This is a genomic window from Sulfurospirillum sp. UCH001 (assembly GCF_001548035.1).
Taxonomy (GTDB): domain Bacteria; phylum Campylobacterota; class Campylobacteria; order Campylobacterales; family Sulfurospirillaceae; genus Sulfurospirillum.
This window is the reverse complement of the sequence record NZ_AP014723.1, coordinates 1,721,473-1,736,990: the sequence shown is the minus strand read 5'-3', so window position 1 is coordinate 1,736,990 and position 15,518 is coordinate 1,721,473. Positions and strand designations below refer to the sequence as shown.

Annotated in this window: 20 protein-coding genes; all 20 read left to right on the top strand. The window is 36.6% G+C overall.

All coding sequences use genetic code 11. The features are described from left to right. Positions 1 to 20 precede the first annotated feature (20 nt). The 20 genes from UCH001_RS08660 to feoB all read left to right on the top strand — a co-directional run bounded on the left by UCH001_RS08660 (position 21) and on the right by feoB (position 15,516). The gene (locus UCH001_RS08660) at positions 21 to 755 is read left to right on the top strand and encodes a hypothetical protein (protein WP_067176992.1); all 735 of its coding nucleotides are present in this window, start codon (positions 21 to 23) and stop codon (positions 753 to 755) included. A 10-nt stretch (positions 756 to 765) separates the two neighbouring features. After that, a complete protein-coding gene (locus UCH001_RS08655; protein ID WP_067176991.1) occupies positions 766 to 1,704 on the top strand; it encodes a major capsid protein in 939 nt (312 codons plus the stop codon). Positions 1,705 to 1,713: 9 nt separating this feature from the next. After that, positions 1,714 to 1,902: a hypothetical protein gene (locus UCH001_RS08650; RefSeq protein ID WP_067176989.1), complete on the top strand. Its 189-nt coding sequence runs from the start codon at positions 1,714 to 1,716 to the stop codon at positions 1,900 to 1,902. 85 nt (positions 1,903 to 1,987) lie between these two features. Beyond that, positions 1,988 to 2,446: a DnaT-like ssDNA-binding protein gene (locus UCH001_RS08645; protein ID WP_067176987.1), complete on the top strand. Its 459-nt coding sequence runs from the start codon at positions 1,988 to 1,990 to the stop codon at positions 2,444 to 2,446. 1 nt (position 2,447) lies between these two features. Next, entirely contained in the window at positions 2,448 to 2,798 is a 351-nt protein-coding gene (locus UCH001_RS08640) for a hypothetical protein (RefSeq protein WP_067176985.1), read from the top strand. Further along, a complete protein-coding gene (locus tag UCH001_RS08635) occupies positions 2,788 to 3,135 on the top strand; it encodes an HK97 gp10 family phage protein (RefSeq protein WP_067176983.1) in 348 nt (115 codons plus the stop codon). The genes UCH001_RS08640 and UCH001_RS08635 overlap by 11 nt, the downstream gene beginning before the upstream one ends. Then, entirely contained in the window at positions 3,132 to 3,569 is a 438-nt protein-coding gene (locus UCH001_RS08630; RefSeq protein WP_067176981.1) for a hypothetical protein, read from the top strand. The genes UCH001_RS08635 and UCH001_RS08630 overlap by 4 nt, the downstream gene beginning before the upstream one ends. A gap of 62 nt (positions 3,570 to 3,631) precedes the next feature. Continuing rightward, positions 3,632 to 4,570, top strand: coding sequence for a hypothetical protein (locus UCH001_RS08625; protein ID WP_067176978.1), 939 nt, complete (start codon positions 3,632 to 3,634; stop codon positions 4,568 to 4,570). Between the two features lie 69 nt (positions 4,571 to 4,639). After that, a complete protein-coding gene (locus UCH001_RS08620) occupies positions 4,640 to 5,092 on the top strand; it encodes a hypothetical protein (protein WP_067176975.1) in 453 nt (150 codons plus the stop codon). A gap of 384 nt (positions 5,093 to 5,476) precedes the next feature. Further along, positions 5,477 to 8,944 carry a tape measure protein gene (locus UCH001_RS08615; RefSeq protein ID WP_067176972.1) on the top strand — a complete coding sequence of 1,156 codons (3,468 nt, stop codon included), beginning with the start codon at positions 5,477 to 5,479 and terminating at the stop codon, positions 8,942 to 8,944. Further along, the gene (locus UCH001_RS08610; RefSeq protein ID WP_067176969.1) at positions 8,941 to 9,846 is read left to right on the top strand and encodes a hypothetical protein; all 906 of its coding nucleotides are present in this window, start codon (positions 8,941 to 8,943) and stop codon (positions 9,844 to 9,846) included. Before UCH001_RS08615 ends, UCH001_RS08610 begins: the two co-directional genes overlap by 4 nt. A gap of 8 nt (positions 9,847 to 9,854) precedes the next feature. Beyond that, on the top strand, positions 9,855 to 10,844 hold the full coding sequence (locus UCH001_RS13295) for a hypothetical protein (protein WP_067176968.1): 990 nt from the start codon (positions 9,855 to 9,857) through the stop codon (positions 10,842 to 10,844). After that, a complete protein-coding gene (locus tag UCH001_RS08600; protein ID WP_067176965.1) occupies positions 10,841 to 11,065 on the top strand; it encodes a hypothetical protein in 225 nt (74 codons plus the stop codon). Before UCH001_RS13295 ends, UCH001_RS08600 begins: the two co-directional genes overlap by 4 nt. Next, entirely contained in the window at positions 11,065 to 11,607 is a 543-nt protein-coding gene (locus tag UCH001_RS08595) for a hypothetical protein (RefSeq protein ID WP_067176962.1), read from the top strand. The genes UCH001_RS08600 and UCH001_RS08595 overlap by 1 nt, the downstream gene beginning before the upstream one ends. Further along, on the top strand, positions 11,608 to 11,922 hold the full coding sequence (locus UCH001_RS08590) for a hypothetical protein (RefSeq protein ID WP_067176960.1): 315 nt from the start codon (positions 11,608 to 11,610) through the stop codon (positions 11,920 to 11,922). Continuing rightward, positions 11,922 to 12,299: a hypothetical protein gene (locus tag UCH001_RS08585; RefSeq protein WP_067176957.1), complete on the top strand. Its 378-nt coding sequence runs from the start codon at positions 11,922 to 11,924 to the stop codon at positions 12,297 to 12,299. The genes UCH001_RS08590 and UCH001_RS08585 overlap by 1 nt, the downstream gene beginning before the upstream one ends. Continuing rightward, positions 12,244 to 12,489, top strand: a complete 246-nt coding sequence (locus tag UCH001_RS08580) for a hypothetical protein (protein ID WP_145973122.1) — start codon at positions 12,244 to 12,246, stop codon at positions 12,487 to 12,489. Before UCH001_RS08585 ends, UCH001_RS08580 begins: the two co-directional genes overlap by 56 nt. Then, a complete protein-coding gene (locus UCH001_RS08575; protein ID WP_067176952.1) occupies positions 12,486 to 12,959 on the top strand; it encodes a glycoside hydrolase family protein in 474 nt (157 codons plus the stop codon). The genes UCH001_RS08580 and UCH001_RS08575 overlap by 4 nt, the downstream gene beginning before the upstream one ends. Before the next feature lie 233 nt (positions 12,960 to 13,192). Next, on the top strand, positions 13,193 to 13,420 hold the full coding sequence (locus UCH001_RS08570; protein ID WP_067176950.1) for a FeoA family protein: 228 nt from the start codon (positions 13,193 to 13,195) through the stop codon (positions 13,418 to 13,420). Next, the gene (feoB, locus tag UCH001_RS08565; RefSeq protein WP_067176948.1) at positions 13,417 to 15,516 is read left to right on the top strand and encodes a ferrous iron transport protein B; all 2,100 of its coding nucleotides are present in this window, start codon (positions 13,417 to 13,419) and stop codon (positions 15,514 to 15,516) included. The genes UCH001_RS08570 and feoB overlap by 4 nt, the downstream gene beginning before the upstream one ends. Positions 15,517 to 15,518 lie beyond the last annotated feature (2 nt).

Sequence of the window (15,518 nt, the reverse complement as noted above, 5' to 3'; positions counted from 1 at the left end):
GATAAAAAAGGAGATATTCGATGGATTTCGAAAAAGTAGTATCACTCTTAGACGAGGGAAAGATTGACGACGTTAAAAACGTTCTCAATGAGTTTAAGCCACAGTTCCAAAAGACTGTCGATGACTTAAAAGCATATGAGGGAAAATTTAACGAGGCTGTGCAAACAAGAGACAAGGCAAAAGAGAGGATTAAAAGCATTTCTAATGGTCTTGGTGTTGAGGCGGATGACTTAACTATCGAGCAAATAAAAGAAGTGTTTAAATTGAAAGCTGATGATTACTCAAAGGCTGAAATTGCAAATCTTCAAAAGCTTTTAGCAGACAAAGAAGCAGAGTATAGCGATAAATTAACACAATCAGAGTCACGCTTTAGAGACAAATTGATTGAGGTTGAGATCGCAAAACTAGGTGCAGGTAATGACGTTGTAAACGATAGAGCGTTACAGCTTGTAATCGAGTCATTAAAAGATGGTGCAACTATTGACAATGGCAATATAGTGTATCGTGATGCTAACGGTACTACTATTAGAAACGGTAGCGGTCAACCTTTGTCTATTTCTGAAAAAATGGCGCAGTTTAAAGCTGATGTTAACAACTCGTTCTTATTTAAAGCAACTAGTAACGGCGGCGGCGGTACACCTACTGGTGGGAATGGTGGAAACGGATCAAAGAAAAGAAGCGAAATGAGTCATGCTGAAAAAGGTAAATATATCAAAGAGCATGGTGAAGAAGCTTATTTAAAATTACCAAAATAAAGGATAAAAAATGGCATTAAAAATTGACAACGTAATTGTTCATACAACAGCAACTGAAACCATTATGCAGAATGTAGAGGCATTTACAGCAGGTACAGCAGGAGCTATTACTTTAGGTACTCAAATGATTAGCGGTGATATGCTTTCTGAAAGTATGCTATCTGAAATTTCATCATTGATCGTGAGACGTGATATTGCAGCGGATACAGATGCTACTGTTAAAGGTGTCTCTAGCAGAGATGAAAATACAATCAAAATTTACTGGGGAACTGGTGCAATCGAGTTTAAAACAGTAGATGCTAAACGTTATGGTTCTGATGCGGAGGCTTTTTCAGCTGCTATCGGTGAACAGATTGGTAAAGGTATTGTTAACTACGCTCTTAATGCAGGTATCACGGCAGTTCGTGCCTCTATTGAGTCACAATCAACTTTAGTAACTGGTACTGGTGTTGCCTCAATCACTCCTTCGTTGTTAAATAGCGCATTAAAACCTTTTGGTGATGCTTCAGGCTCTATTGTTGCTTTCGTTATGAATGGTGCAACATATAACGATCTAGTAGGTCAAGCAATTGCTAACGGATCAGCCGATGTTGCTTATGGTGCAATTTATACTGGCACAACTGGATCACTTGGTCGTCCTGTATTTGTTACAGATAGCGCAGGTCTAGGTATGACAGCAGGCGTTGCCGTTCTTGGCTTAACAGCAGGCGCAGTAAGCATTATTGAGAGTGAAGCGAGAGAGTTCTTGTCTGATATTGTAACTGGTAAAGAGAACATCAAGTACCGTATCCAAGCTGAGGGATCATTTGCGTTGAACGTAAAAGGTTACTCTTGGAAAACAGCAAGCGGTATTAACCCAACTTTAGCAACACTTGGAACAAAAACCAACTGGGAACTAAAAGCGACTGATAAGAAATCAAGTGCTGGCGTTCTTCTTAACGTACTGTAAGGAGAATAAATGACTTTTATTTACTCAAATGATGAAGTAGAAGGAGTTAGCGGAGCGTACATCGCTCCTCGATATTTTGATGGAGTAGAGCCTAACGCTAAAAAAGTATATGCAAACGACGAGAAGATCATTAAAGCATATCAAGATGCAGGCGTAGAAGTTGTGCAACTTGAAGCACCCAAAAAGAAAGTAAAATAACACATAGCCCTCTTAATTGAGGGCTTCTTCTTAACCGCAAATCTCCATCACATAAATTTTATACTACAAATAAAAAGGCTAGAACATGGCTTTAACAGTAGGCACAAATTCATACATTAGTTTAGAAGATGCCAAAATATATTTTGAGGATAGACTAAACTCAGCAGACTGGGATAGTTCAACCGATCCAGTCAGATCAAAAGCACTTATCCAAGCAACGCAGATCATAGATCAAAAAGACTTTTTAGGCTACAAATCAGTAAACACACAAGCATTAAAATTCCCTCGTACTGGTCTTGTTGATGATGGTATTGATGTAGATGGTAGCACCATTCCAAAACGTGTCAAAGATGCGGTGTGTGAGTTAGCTATTTGGTGCTTATCTGAGGACTATACAGAGCCAAACGACATGGAAGCGTATCAAAGCATTAAGATAGCAGTTATTGAAGTGCAGACACGCCAAGGAAATAAATCTATGCCTCCTATGGTTACAAGACTATTAAGCCCTTTTATGTTTAGTGGTACACGAATAGTAAGGGGATAACATGGCACTCAGTAATACCCTTAAAAACGTAGCAACGAAACTCATTAAAAAGTTTGGTAGAAAAATGATTTTAGTATCGTCCACAGTTGGAGATTATGACCCCGATGGAACTACGATAACACATTCGGAAAGTGATATAATTGGTCTAGTGTCTAACTACGCAACCAAGGACTATAAAGAGGGATTAATTGCTATGGGTGATGCTCCTATTTACACAACAACGGAGATCACAAAAGAGCATAAATTGAAGTTTGGCAACAAGTCTTATGTGGTTACTTTTGTTGATAGTTACCCTATCAATGAGTCTATTGTGCTTTACTATGCCAACATAAGGACAGATGGTGGCGTTTAGTGATGATATTAACAAAGAGTTCGCAGCTATATTAAAAAAGCGTGATAGAGTTGTTAAAACTGGAGCTGTTTCTTTATACGGTGACTTAGAGGTAATAACACCAGTCGACACAGGAGAATTAAGGGATAGTTGGCAACCACCAGAGAGATTAGGTCTTTTAAATTGGAGAATATCAAACATTGCGCCTCATGCGTATGTGATAGATGGTGGGCGCAGACAAGCTATGGTTAACGGAACTATTAGATGGGTAGGCTCTGAACAGTTGCCTAAAGGATTTCAGCCAATTATAGACGAATTTGAGCCAAAACTTCAAAGGGAGTTAGATAAAATAAAATGAAAGCATCAATCAAAATAGACTTTGAAAAATGGCTTATTACTCAAATGAGCAAAGACACGATAGGAAACTACTTTACCTATGAAGGCAAAAAAGTATATCTTTGGTTTGAAGGTCAAACAATAAAGCCAACAGAATACTATATGACTCTTAAAATTTGGGCTAACGATACTCAAAGAGTAGCTACAAAAACAATCTATCATGCAGGAACATATCGTTTTTATATCTATGCAAATCCTGTAATCATGGCAGATAAAATATCAGACTTTTTGGCAAGTGTTGTAAATGAAAAAATCATTGACATTACTGGAGCTTTTAGGATTGAAACAGGAATACTAAAAACTCACCAAAGAGGGAATAAATTTGCAGGGATGGATTACTTCGAGAATATCTGCGATGTTGATTTTGAACACTGGGAAAACATTCCTACCGCTTAACCACAAACACACTTATTAAACCCCTTATGATGTTGTTTATTAAACATTAAAAGGGGTGTTTCATGGCACTTTATGATAGCAAAAAGGTAGTTGTTGCCGTAAAATATGGCGGAACAGCAACAGGAACGGATGCAGTATCAGTTACAAATGAAGATGTAAGGGTAACACCTACGTCAGGAAGTGGAAGCTTTAAAGAGCTTAACGGAAAGTTAGGCAATAAAACAACATGGATGAATACAGACGATACGACTGGAGAGGTAACAGTAGAAGGTTTCTTGCTTGGAAACGATGGAACTGGTGCTGCACTTGATACTCCTCCTGTATGGGATGATATTTATAAAATTTGTGGACTTGATGAAGCAATTGAAACTGGGCTATCAGTTTCTTATGTTCCTTCACAATCTCAACCAAGCGATTTATCAAGCGTAGCAATTTGGAGAGATGGAAGAAAACGTGTATTAACTGGCGCAGTAGGTACGCTAACTATTAGCGGTAACATTGGAGAGCCTATCAAGCAAAGTGCTGTTATTAATGGTTTTACAACCATTACAAGCGTTGCGGAAGATAACCCATCGGCTACATCAATAGATGAAACATTGCTCCTGGTATTGAAATCTATTGACACAGTAACCATTAGCGGTGTAGCAGTAAAAGCTCAATCATTCACACTTACACAATCAAATGACAATCAGAAACAATACTTTGTAGGGTATAAAGACTATGAAAGGGTAGATTTTGACTCTACACTTGAAGTCACATACCTAAAAGAGAATGAGGACGTTTACACAGCGTTTGCAGCAGGATCAACAGTTCCAGTTATCATTAAAGCTGGTGCAGTTAATGGTAAAAAAGTACAAATTACGTGCGGTCAAGCTGTGGTTGATGGTACTCCAACAGAAACAAGCATCAACGGTAAAGAAGCGTTCACAGTCAAGTATTCACTGCAAGGTGATGCTACTGGTGAAAACCAATTCCAAATTAAGTACGGAACAATCGCTTAATAACGGGCGCTTTCCTCCTTGAGCGCCTGAAATATGAAATCAAGGGGAAAAACAATCAAGGGGAAAGATATGACAGTTTTATTACCAGTACATGAGTTTGAGATGAAAGAGTTTGAGGATAGCACCCCTCTTAAAGGTTTTTACCGTGATCTTAACAGCAAAGAGATAAAAGAGCTTGAAAAGAAGCATAAAGAGTACTCGGATGCAGTTAAAAAAGGTTTTGACCTAGAAAAGAAGTTAAAACGTACTATCGAGCAGTTAGAAATATCAAAACGAAAAGAAGATTGGGAACAAGTTGAAAAACTAACCAATGTGAAATTTGATATTGAAGATAAATTAATTGACCACAGAGAAAAAACAAAGCCAGAAGATAAAGAAAACGACATTGTAAAATGGAAAATGAATATCTGTCTTACTGGAGATGATAAAGACAAAATTATTGCGCTTGCAGAGAGCTACGGATACTTAAAAGTGCAAAAAACAATCTTTGAGGCTATCCAAGAAAAAAAGCAGGAAAAATAGAACGAATTAAAGAGTGGCTATGTCAAGATATTAGAAAAACTGGTGAGCGATCTTTAAGTAAAAGCGCAAAAAAAGCTATCAAGGATAACCCAGACTCAACCGTTATATTTTTAGAGGATAGCTGGAGTATTGCGATAGTAGATATTATCTTACGTTGTCCTCTTGATTATGGTTTTAATGGTGCAACTGGTTTGAAGTATGAAGCTCTAAAAGATTTTATAAAATGGGCTTGTCCTGATGGATACAGTAAAGATCATATCCAAAAAGAATTTATACCACTTATTCTAAGCCTTGGATCGTTCTATTGTTCACAACTTAGCCTTAACCACAAAGCTTAGTTTTCCATATCATAAAATCCTCTCATAAAAAATATGAGGGGATTACATGGCTGCAGTTCTAAACATAGACATACAAGTCCACGACAATGGTACTGTAGCAATCCGAAAGTTTACGGAGGAAGCAAAAAAAGCCGAAGCTTCCACCAACTCACTTAGAAAATCTTCTGACAATTTAGGATCGTCCTTTACTTCACTACAATCGACTCTAAAAAGTATAGGTTTTGCAGCAGCAGCATATGAAGTAGCGAAATTAGGGAAATATTATGTAGAAACTGCTGACAAAATGACAACCGTTGAGTCTAGGCTTAGATTGGTTACAAGTTCCATAGAAGAACAGACAAAAGCGCATAAAGAACTATTCAATATCTCACAACAAACACGACTAGGTTTTAAAGAAACAGCAGATTTATATTCTCGTATTGCCATAGCTACCAAAGACTACAATATTTCACAAGATAAGCTATTAAGTATTACAGGGACAATCAATAAAGCAATGATTGTAAGCGGTGGTACTGCCGAGAGTATGAATAATGCTATTATCCAACTAGGGCAAGCGTTTAGCGGTAACTTTCAATCTGTAGGGCAAGAACTAGCATCTATTCGTGAACAAACACCAGCACTTTACCAAGCTATTGTAGCAGGTAGTGGTATGACGTCACAAGCGTTTAAAAAAGCTGCAGAAGATGGAGAACTGTCAACAGAAATTATCATAAAAGCATTAGAAAAACAAGCAAGTGCGGTAGATAAAGACTTTGATAAAATGCTTAAAACAGTCGGACAGTCAATGACTACAATGTCTAACTCATTAATGGAGTTAATAGGTTTTATTGATAAATCTACAGGCGCATCTTCTTCATTATCTGAATCTATAACATCTATTTCTTCAAGTATAGATAATTTTACAAAAACACTTAAAAACTCAAATACTGAACTTGATTCATTAGCAAAAAAAGGGAATATAAAATTAGAAGATAATGGGATATTGGCATCTATACTTAAAGCAAATCAAGGCGCAGGAGATGCACTATATAAGGTGCTATCTGAAACTTTAGGAATAGTTGATAAAACTGCTGGAGAATGGTCTAAAATCATTGATAGCTCTTATAGTGGAATGAGTAAGTGGGTTGAAAGTGTAGCAGGATCATTAGGTATAGTAGAAGAAAAAGCCAAATCAACTAAAAAATCAATTGATAGCATAGTTCCATCAAGACCAACAATTGATAGTTATAGTTTAGTTGATAACTTAGATGATAGATTTACACGATCAATAGAAATGACAAAGAAGCAATTAGAAGAAAGATATGATCTATATAAAAAAGAACAAGATGATAAATTAAAACTACAAAAAAAAGAACAAGAGGACTCTGATAAGCTATATGAAGAATGGGGAAAAAGAAAGCTAGATATAGGATATTCAATAGCAGAATCTGAACAAGACGCATTTTCAAAACCATACATAGAACTTGAAAAAAAATACAATGAAGATTTAGAAAAGTATGGGAAACTTCAAGGAGCTAAAGAGCTTATCACTAAAGAGTACCAAGCAAAAACACAAGCGCTCAATAAAGAAACAGTAGAAAAATTCACTAAGCAAGAAGAAGAAAAGTATAAAAAATCTAATGAGTGGCAAGTAAAGTTATTCGATGCAAACGAAAAAATAAACGACCAATTTATAGCGCAGCGTGAAAAGATGTATGGCGCTACTTCTGATATTCAAATAGAAGCATGGTATCAAAATCAGCTTGAATGGCTTGGGAAGCTATCATTGGAAGGTAAAGCTACATCGGAAGAACTACAAGGATTGTTAGACAAAATTAACAGTCTAAAAAACTTGAAACTTCAAGAACAGACACTATCGTTTAAGCTAGAAAAAGGATTTTATACTTCTTTTGAGAACAGTTTAACTAATAGCATTGAAAACGCTTTTAATGGTGATAGTTTAGACTTGAATTCATTTTTTAAGAACATTAGAAAACAGCTTACAAATACACTAGCAAGTGATATATCAGGCGGTATTGTAAACAACTTCAAAACATTTACTGGGTTTGGTGGAGCTGCTTCATTGGTAGGATCAACATTAAGCGCTAGTGATATGAGTTCACTCCTTAGTTCAGGAGCAACTGTAAGTGATGGAGTTATTAAAACAGCAGGCGGTACTGTAATCGATCAAGCAAGCGGAACAGTTACAAGCCAAGGAAGCGATGCGTTATCTCTTTTAAATACCGCCTCATCTTTAAAAACAGCATATAGCATGATTACTGCAGGCATTAGCGGAAGTATTATCACTGGTTTCCAAACAGCAAGCGGAGTTTTAGCAAGCATGGGAATGGGTGGAGCTGCAAGCGGATTGATGAGCTTTGGAGCAGGCGTTGCTAATCCTTTTGCTTACGCAGGTATGAGTGGACTACCAACAGCCATGACAGCAGGATCAATGTTAAGCGGTGGTCTTATTGGTGGTGCGGTTGGTTATGGAACTGGATGGCTTGGAGATAAGATTTTTGGTGCTGATACCTATGCAGGAACGACTGGTGCAATCGGTGGGGCATTGGGTGGTCTTGGTGGTGCGCTTGGTTTATGGGGTGGTCCAATAGGAATTATCGCAGGATCAATTATTGGATCAGTTCTTGGCGGTATTTTTGGTAAAACAAAACAAACAGGCGCAGGTATTGACATTTTAGGAAATGCAACAGCAGATAGTGCATCAGGTCAGTATTGGACTAGTTACAAGAAAAAATCATGGTTTTCAAGTTCTTCTTGGACAAATTACACTCCATTTAGCGATGAAGAAATCAAAGCCATTAAAAGCACAATAGGAGTTTATGACTACCTTTTAGAACAGTTAGGAAACTATAACGATCTTGTTGTTTCAGGTGGTCGTTTTTCAAACTTACAAAGCTTCCTAGACACTAATGTTGTGCAAGCGTTCTTAGTTTCTATTAACCCAAATAACTTAAGTACAATCTATCAAAGTTGGGTAGATTACGCAGCAGAAATTGATAAAACGATTACCGAAGCCATATCAACGGCAGTAAGCGGATATACAACCTATAAACGAGGCTATACAGAGTGGTTTTTAGGTAGCGGAACAGTTGAGCAATTAGCGTTTACATCAAACTATTTGCAAAAAGACTTCGAGGCGTTGGCTTCAAGTTTAGGTGCAAGTTCTGTAACCGTTGATAACTTCTTATCAATGTATGATGCAGCTATTAAAAATAACTTCACACAAGATACTATCGAAGCATGGGCTAGTCTTGGCGATGCACTCATGAAGTCAACTGATGCAACAAAGAAGTACAAAGATGCACTTGATAGTCTAAACGGTAGCACAACGTATTCATTGCCAGTTGATACGATGCTCACAAAGGTAAACAATACCTCACAGCAGATTGATCTTAAGCAATTAGTTACCACACAAACAGGACAGAATGACACCGTAATCAATCTTTTAGTTCAAAGCGTAAAAACATTGCAATCTATTCTAAAAGAGGCGCAATTTGGAAAGGCTATCGTATGAAAATACTATTTCCACAAGCATTTACGCTAACTTCCTCAAATATTAGTAATTCAGCATATTCTGATTGGAATGCTTCAACAGCATATGCAATTGGTGCGCAAGTTTATCTACCTGATAACTACGGAGAGTATAAATGTTTAGTTGCCAATACTGGTGTTGATCCTAGAACTTCTATTTATGATGCCACAAAAAATCCAAATGGAAAATGGTTATTTTTAGGTACAACAAACAAGTACAAAATGTTTGACAAATACCTTACATCACAAAGCGTTAGAAATGGGAACATAACTGTGGAAATGTTGGCGTATGAGTCACAAGCTATTTATCTTGGAAACCTAGATGCTCAAAGCGTAACTATCCAAGTTATCGACAACAACACACATCAAGTCATTGAAACTTTTACAAAAAATTTGATTAGAGATATTTCCGATGCTTTTGATTATGGGTACGGTGATTGGATTGAAAACAGAAAAACACAGTTTATCTATGAGCGTACCACAGCGACACGAAACATATCCCTTATAATCACTATTGATAACGGATATAGTGATGCAAAGTGCGGTATTTTTTGTTGCGGAAAAGTCAAAGAAGTAGGCATTACAAAATGGGGAGTTAGTGTAGGAGCGTTGGATTACTCAACGGTAGCAACTGACACGTCAACTGGGGATACTTCTCTGGTAGAAGGAAATTATGCTCCAACACTCGATTTGGATTTATTCACTCCAACAAAAAATTCTATGGCTCTTAATAAGATACTTAACGATGCAAGAGGGAAGGGTGTTGTATTCATGGCAGGGTATTCTGATGATTTACTCGTCTATGGGTACAAACAAAAACACTCTACACTCATGAGTGGACCAGTAGAAACTATTATCACGGTAAACATAATTGGATTAACTTAGGAGAAAATATGATAGATCAAACATTAACCACACCACCTACCGCACCAAGCAGTAACGATATACCAACTTTTAGAACACGATTTGATGCTTTTATTGCATGGATTGTTACTTTTGTATCGCAATTAACAACGGTTATCAATGAAATTAATAGTACAGCCTCTACAATTAATGATAAAGAAGAAAGTGCTGTATATGCTGCTTCTGCTGCCATAGCAAGTGCTAATTTTCAGGGAACATGGACCAACCAAACAACTGTAATTGGTCAGAGTTGGGAGTTTGAAGGAATAATTTATAGAGTTTTAATTGCAGGCAATACTTCTCCAACAGTATCTCCATTAAATTGGGCTTCAATAGCTACTGCATCAGAGGCTTTGCTTACATTAATTAATGAAAAAGCTCCATCATCATCACCAGCATTAACAGGAACACCAACAGCTCCAACTCCTACACCTGGGGATAATAGCAACAAAATAGCAACAACAGCTTTTGTGCAAGAAGAGGGATTTTTAAAAAATAAAGCTCTTTTGGCTGAATACGTTGTAACTGGAAGCGCAGTAACAAGTATTGATTTTACTGGACTAGATATTAATACACATAAAAGTTATAGAGTAGAAATTTCAATAGCAAATGCAACAGCAAATAGCTCAGGATTATATTGTTTTATTAATGGAGATACAAATCTTACAAATTATTATAGAGAGTTAGTCCAGTTTGATGGAACAACAATAGGAGCAAATAGGGCTAATAATCCTCAAATTATTACACTACAGCCGTCTAGTTCGTTATCTCTTACCAGTAATGTACAGCGAGGTGATAATGGATATGCAAGGGCTATAAATTTTGGGAATAGTAGTAATGGTTCGTCTATTTTAAAAGAAGATAGTACATTAGTAAAAACGGCAACTGTTTCCAATATTACACAACTTACATTTACAACTAGCGTTGTTAATGCGATAGCAATAGGGTCAAAAATTCGTATTTATAGGGGTGATGTATGATTAAAATAATAACACAAAATGGTCAAATTATTTCAGAAGAAGAACTTGCAAAGATTGAAATAGAAAACAACAAAAATTCTATTTTAATTAAAATAGCAGAATTAGAAATTCAACAATTAAGACCTCTTAGAGAGCTTATGATTGACAGCACTAATCAGTTTGCAAAAAGTAAGCTAGAAAGCATTGATGCTCAAATAGCAGAACTTAGAAAGCAACTGTAATGTTTACCGTACTAAACAGATTAAGAGGCATGAATGGCGTTTGGAGCAAATTTATAGGCTTACTCCTCTCTTATATCTTACTAAGCATATCTTACAACCAATATTTAGCTTTATCGGTAGGTATTTTATATGTGATAGGTGAAAGCTTTGGCATAGGAGATTGTGAAGCAACATTAACCATGAGAAGAATAAATAAAATGCCTACACCTTACACAGAGGGAAAAAATAACGGTATTCAATGGTTAGCTTCTCATATTATAGACCCATCAAGAGACTGGATAAATCATTGTCGTGTGTGGTTATTTATTCGAGGTATTTATTGGTGGATATGTTTGTTACCTTTAGTATTTTTTATTGAGTGGCACTTAGTTCTTATATCAATCATTATTTTAGGTTTAGCATTTCCATTAGCGTGTGAGCTTGGATATTACACATCAAAACTATGGAATTTTAAATATATGAACGGTGGTGGAGAGCATAGTGAAGTTTGGAATGGACTTGCACAAGACATAGTTATTTTGATTTTATTATTAAGGTTTTAAATGGAAGCACAAGCAATCAACACAGCAGTTCAAGCTGGAGCATCGTTTGAAAAGTTGAGCATTATTGGTGTTCTGTTCTTGATTATCTTGGTTCTGACATATCTATTAACTAATAGAAAGAAGCAAGATGATCTTATGAATGAAGATAGAGAAAAGTTGAACGATGCACTAGAAAGAATTGCGACTGCTTCCGAAAATAACAATGCCTTAACAAGAGAAATGATCCAGTTTCATAAAGACATCATACAGAGAGATTTGAGTGAGATCAAAGGCAAACAAGATCAATGTTTGCAAAATTGCAGGAGGGCAAGCTAATGTTTGCCATAGCACTTACAGCCATTAAAACATTCCTTGGCAATCAGCTTAATACGCTTTCATACATCCTAATTGCTGCGCTCATTGCCTCTTTAGGTTGGTCCGCTTCATTGAAAATGGACGTATGGAGTTTAGAAAGAAATCTATCTACATGCAAAGATGAAAACGGATACTTACTTACCGATAAAGCACGATATGAAAATGCTATTGCTATCGGTCAAAAACAGCAAGAAGAGAAGATCGTTTACGTTGATAAAGAAGTAGAAAAGATCAAATGGAAAACAGAAATTAAAATAAAAACGATAAAGGAGTACGTAAAAGATGAAAACCTCACTGATTGTCAAAATGCTATGGCTTTTGCTCGCAGTTTTTTTTAGTGGATGTGCTCAAAAAGAAGTGGTGTATGTTCCTCAAAAATGCTTAGTTGAAAAGCCAAAGCAATTCGTTATTTTAGATTGTAGAAACATTGAGAGTGATCTTGGATTTATGCAGTGCGTAGCAGAAAACTATGAAAATGGTCAAGCAAATTACGAAACGCTAGAGAAAGCGTTTGAAGGGTGCAAATGAATTTAGAAATGAATATGGCTCTAGAATTAGTCAAAGAAGCAGAAGGATTTTATCCAAATACATATCATTGTCCTGCCGGTAAACTTACACAAGGTTATGGACGTAACCTTGAAGTACATCCTCTAACAGAAGAAGAAAGATTAGAGTTAAATCAAGATGGAACAGTCAGCGAGTTTATTGCTTCAAAATGGGCGCTTAAAGAGCTACAAGAATGCGAAGAAAAACTACTTCAAAACATCATTTATCAAAAGCAAAGCGATACTAGAAAAGCGGTGTTGCTCGATATGTGTTTTAACATTGGATACAGTGGATTAATGAAGTTTAAAAAGATGTGGTTTGCATTGGGAGATAGAGACTATACAACGGCAAGTAGTGAGATGAAAGATAGCTCATGGTATGTTCAAGTTGGAACTAGGGGAAAACGTAACGTAACTATTATGGCTTCAAATATGATCGTGAAAAAAGATTGAATTAGCGATGTTGCCTATTGAAGAATTGGAGATGTGTTAAGTAAATATTGTGCCAAATTTGTGCCAAGATGAATTACCACATTCTTAATTATACAGTTTTATTTTAGGGTGTAAATGGAATAGAAACACCTTGTTTATTGTGATATTGTAATTAAGAAAGCATTAATCCCTTAATGAGCTTTTAATCCGTTTTAATCTACAATCTTGATGAGCATTATCAATTAAGGACAATTATGATAACACTATCTGAAATGAATGCTGGAGAAAAAGCTATCGTAACGCGTATAGAAGCTGATGGCGAATTAAAACAGAGACTTTTTTCATTAGGGCTTCGTAAAGGAAGCCATCTTAAAATCAAAGCTACAAGTATCGCAAAAAGTACTATGGAAATTGAAGTAGGAAGTACGCTTCTTGCCCTTCGTTTTGAAGAAGCAAAACGCATTGGAGTGCAAAAAGCATGAAAGAGCTCATCATTGCCCTTGTGGGGCAGCCTAATGTTGGCAAAAGTATGCTCATTAACTCCATCGCCGATGCACGGCTTAAAGTAGGTAATTTTTCAGGCGTAACGGTTGAAAAAGCAGAAGTGCGTTTTGTAGCACAAGAACATGCTATTAAGATTGTGGATCTTCCAGGGACGTATTCTCTCAATGATTATACTCAGGACGAACGCGTCACTAAAGAATTTTTGGAAAATGAACATTACGATCTCATTATCAACGTGGTTGATGCGACCAATTTAGAGCGCAATTTATACTTAACAACACAGCTTTTAGAGCTTGGCAAAAAAATGATTGTAGCGCTTAATATGATGGATGAAGCCCAAAAAGAGGGTATCTGCATCGATCATGAACTTCTAAGTTCTATCTTAGGTGTTCCTTGTGTGAAAGTCTCTGCAGTGACTAAAAAAGGCATAGGGAAGCTTCTCAATCGTACGATTGATATCTCGAATTTTCCGCATGAAAAATCAAAGCTTATTTACAGCGATGTGGTTGAAGAAGAGATCGAAAAACTCTCTTCTTTCTTAACACAAAAGCGTTATAAAACAGATTTAGCGTACCGTGACTTGGTAATAAAGTTACTGCAAGAAAATCCAAAAATTTACCATAAGATGCATGATGAACCCATCTGGTTGGAGTTTTCACCATTACTTAAGGAGTCGTTAGAGCATCTTTATTTACATCATGACACTAAAGATGTCAGTGAAATTTTTGCAGAAGAGCGAGCTTCTTTTGCAAAGGGTGCAATAACAGAAGCATTGACATGCAAAAAAAGTGTCTCTTTAAATATGACCGAAAAAATCGATGCACTTTTAATTCATAAATTTTTCGGTATTCCAATTTTCATCTTTTTGATGTGGGCACTCTTTCAACTAACCTTTGCGCTTGGTTCCATCCCTATGGATTGGATCGATGCTTTTTTTGTTTCACTTGGAAATTACGCAAAAACAATTTTTGGTGAAGGTGAACTTGGCTCCATGATCGCCGATGGTGCAATCTCTGGCGTTGGTGCTGTTGTAATGTTTTTACCAAACATCGTCATCCTCTTTTTTGGTATTGCACTTTTAGAGACAACAGGGTATATGGCACGCGTTGCATTTTTACTGGATGGCTTTTTTCATCGTTTTGGCTTGCATGGTAAAAGTTTTATTCCGCTTGTCATGGGATTTGGTTGTTCGGTTCCTGCTTATATGAGTGCTCGAACACTGAAAAATGATAAAGATAGACTCATTACGCTCTTCATCATTGGATTTATGAGCTGTGGTGCAAAACTTCCTGTTTATGTTCTCTTTGCAGGTGCATTCTTTAGTCAACAAAATGCGGGAAATGTTCTTTTTATCATCTATATTGCAGGGGCATTTATAGGGCTCATTGCGGCAAAACTTTTGAAAAAGTTTGTTTTTAAAGGTGTAGATGAGCCGTTTGTTATGGAAATGCCAAAGTATCGATTGCCTTCATTAAAACTGATTTGGCATACGGTTGTTACCAAAGCAATTATGTATCTTAAAAAAGCGGGAACATTTATTTTAGGGGCTTCATTGCTTGTTTGGTTTGCAAGTAACTACCCTAAATACCCAAGTATCGAAGAAAGTTTTGCACAAAAGATTGAGTTGGCTCAAAGTGCGGAAGAAAAAATGGCTCTTGAAAATGAGAAAGCACAACAACTTTTAGAGAAGAGTTTTTTAGGCATTATTGGTAAGTCAACCGATGCGTTTTTTGCGCCGATTGGCTTTGACTGGAAAATGACGATTGCCCTAGAATCAGGTCTTGCTGCAAAAGAGGTTGTAGTCTCCACTTTAGGTGTTTTATATGCCCTTGGCTCAGAAGTCGATGAGGGCAATGAGAGTCTTATAAGCGCACTTCAAGGGCAAATTTCGTTTGCTTCTTCGGTTTCATTTATCATCTTTGTGATGTTTTATCTACCATGTATGGCAGCATCTATCGTCTTTACGAAAGAGAGTGGTAGCTATAAGTATCTGTTTTATCTTGCTATTTTTACGACAGTGATTGCTTGGACATTATCGTTCGTGGGGTATAGAGTAGCATTATTGTTAAATTAGAG

Excerpts from the sequence above, each read along its gene's own strand:
- feoB (WP_067176948.1), top strand. The coding sequence starts at position 13,417 with ATGAAAGAGCTCATCATTGCCCTTGTGGGGCAGCCTAATGTTGGCAAA.
- UCH001_RS08655 (WP_067176991.1), top strand. The coding sequence starts at position 766 with ATGGCATTAAAAATTGACAACGTAATTGTTCATACAACAGCAACTGAA.
- UCH001_RS08625 (WP_067176978.1), top strand. The coding sequence starts at position 3,632 with ATGGCACTTTATGATAGCAAAAAGGTAGTTGTTGCCGTAAAATATGGC.
- UCH001_RS08640 (WP_067176985.1), top strand. The coding sequence starts at position 2,448 with ATGGCACTCAGTAATACCCTTAAAAACGTAGCAACGAAACTCATTAAA.
- UCH001_RS08580 (WP_145973122.1), top strand. The coding sequence starts at position 12,244 with ATGAAAACCTCACTGATTGTCAAAATGCTATGGCTTTTGCTCGCAGTT.
- UCH001_RS13295 (WP_067176968.1), top strand. The coding sequence starts at position 9,855 with ATGATAGATCAAACATTAACCACACCACCTACCGCACCAAGCAGTAAC.
- UCH001_RS08620 (WP_067176975.1), top strand. The coding sequence starts at position 4,640 with ATGACAGTTTTATTACCAGTACATGAGTTTGAGATGAAAGAGTTTGAG.
- UCH001_RS08595 (WP_067176962.1), top strand. The coding sequence starts at position 11,065 with ATGTTTACCGTACTAAACAGATTAAGAGGCATGAATGGCGTTTGGAGC.
- UCH001_RS08645 (WP_067176987.1), top strand. The coding sequence starts at position 1,988 with ATGGCTTTAACAGTAGGCACAAATTCATACATTAGTTTAGAAGATGCC.
- UCH001_RS08610 (WP_067176969.1), top strand. The coding sequence starts at position 8,941 with ATGAAAATACTATTTCCACAAGCATTTACGCTAACTTCCTCAAATATT.
- UCH001_RS08575 (WP_067176952.1), top strand. The coding sequence starts at position 12,486 with ATGAATTTAGAAATGAATATGGCTCTAGAATTAGTCAAAGAAGCAGAA.
- UCH001_RS08615 (WP_067176972.1), top strand. The coding sequence starts at position 5,477 with ATGGCTGCAGTTCTAAACATAGACATACAAGTCCACGACAATGGTACT.
- UCH001_RS08650 (WP_067176989.1), top strand. The coding sequence starts at position 1,714 with ATGACTTTTATTTACTCAAATGATGAAGTAGAAGGAGTTAGCGGAGCG.
- UCH001_RS08590 (WP_067176960.1), top strand. The coding sequence starts at position 11,608 with ATGGAAGCACAAGCAATCAACACAGCAGTTCAAGCTGGAGCATCGTTT.
- UCH001_RS08585 (WP_067176957.1), top strand. The coding sequence starts at position 11,922 with ATGTTTGCCATAGCACTTACAGCCATTAAAACATTCCTTGGCAATCAG.
- UCH001_RS08600 (WP_067176965.1), top strand. The coding sequence starts at position 10,841 with ATGATTAAAATAATAACACAAAATGGTCAAATTATTTCAGAAGAAGAA.
- UCH001_RS08660 (WP_067176992.1), top strand. The coding sequence starts at position 21 with ATGGATTTCGAAAAAGTAGTATCACTCTTAGACGAGGGAAAGATTGAC.
- UCH001_RS08630 (WP_067176981.1), top strand. The coding sequence starts at position 3,132 with ATGAAAGCATCAATCAAAATAGACTTTGAAAAATGGCTTATTACTCAA.
- UCH001_RS08570 (WP_067176950.1), top strand. The coding sequence starts at position 13,193 with ATGATAACACTATCTGAAATGAATGCTGGAGAAAAAGCTATCGTAACG.